At 58.8% G+C, this 1457-nt stretch carries 2 protein-coding genes; both read right to left on the reverse strand.

Going from position 1 to position 1457, the window contains the following annotated elements; all coding sequences use genetic code 11:
• Nucleotides 1-60: 60 nt before the first annotated feature.
• Nucleotides 61-336: a hypothetical protein gene (locus DW151_RS04405; protein WP_118334675.1), complete on the reverse strand. Its 276-nt coding sequence runs from the start codon at nt 334-336 to the stop codon at nt 61-63.
• 153 nt (nt 337-489) lie between these two features.
• Nucleotides 490-1188 (reverse strand): hypothetical protein, encoded by a 699-nt coding sequence (locus tag DW151_RS04410; RefSeq protein WP_118334676.1) that lies wholly within the window; start codon nt 1186-1188, stop codon nt 490-492.
• Nucleotides 1189-1457: the final 269 nt, after the last annotated feature.

Raw genomic sequence — 1457 nt, forward strand, 5'->3', positions numbered from 1 at the left:
CGGCTGAGATAAAAGAGGGGCGGCTCCTTGCTGGGAGCCGCCCCTGATGCAAAACCGATCTTATCGCCTCAATGGGCGCCTGGAATATCTGGCGCTCGATTCATCAAACACAGTTGCCAAGACTTCTTCCTCCCGCTTGAGATAGAAATAGAGAAAGAGGGCGCAACAGATCGGGTAGGCGAAGACGACCAGCAGCTTGATTTCAAAAAGGTAGGCCAACGCGATGGGTGCAAGGCTTTTAATCAAGATCACTACATCCACCAGAGACGGCCTTACGCAATCACGCCTGATACCTTGAAATCGCTCGCTTAAAATCATATAGTCGATAAACCCCATGATATTCCTTTCTACGCTATGGTTTTCGTGGGCTTAACTGCGAGCCGCCTCCCCAAAATGCGGCTCGCTTTTCTTTTCGATCTCACCTCGCTTTCCACTGAACTGAAAGCGAATTGGGGCAGGGCTGCGAACAGCCCTGCCATTGTTTGGCTCCTATGCGGCGGACTCCGATACTCGAGCAACCATGCTGCCGTTGAACATGCCGTTAGGGGCAAGTGTGCTCGCTGCCATCGCAACGATGAACGGATAGCCGATCTCCAAACACTTGCGATACAGGTTCAGGGTCTCACTCTCATCGATCGGTGCCTTGTCGTGCGCCGGGAACTGACCGACAAAATATGCGCGCCCGTCCAGAATCGCAAACCTCGCCGACAGTCCGGTTCCGGGTTCAAAGGAGCGCTCGATAGCCAAACCGTGCAGATAGGCGCTGTAGACCTTGAAGCTGCCCCCTTCGAGGACATCGGAGACGACAATCCCCTTATCGCCGAAACCGTCATCGAAAAGACCGTCGTAGCGGTAAAACCCGTACTTCGCAGTGCCCTTAATCTCACTGAGAATCGCCTTGTTCTTACCAGAGACACTCTCAACACGGTCGAGGTACTCATCGATGCACCCATGACCGAACACCATGCTGTCGAACATGATCCACTCGGTGAAGGCATAGTTGAGCACTGCCTGAGCAATCCCCTCGCAGCCGTCAAGGTCGACCTCGTCGCCACAGAGTGCCCTAAAAGAAGCCCATGCCCTATCGAGGAACTCGCCCTTGTGCAGAGCGCACCACATGCCCATGCCCTCGACTGCCCTGTCGACGGCTTCCTCATCGTAGGCGTTGACAGTCTCCTTTTTGTCCATGATCGGACCTCCTTAACCGCACGGCGTCGGCACCGCCCTTTGCGTGTGCCCCTGACTGCCCGCCGCGCGTCGCTTTTGCTCTGGCGAAAGCCGCCGCGGGCGGGCGCGTCCCGTCAGGGGTCTGCACGGCAACCTCCACCAGGCCCCGCGCCCCGCGCGGGGGCTTGTGCGGGGTTCCGTGCGGGCCCTTGACGGGGGGCGGCCCCCGTGGCGACGGAGCGTGCGCGATCGGGTTGCCGCCCTGGCGCGCGGCCGCGCCCCGCGCGGGC

The organism is Collinsella sp. AM13-34 (genome assembly GCF_003473055.1).
Lineage (GTDB): Bacteria > Actinomycetota > Coriobacteriia > Coriobacteriales > Coriobacteriaceae > Collinsella.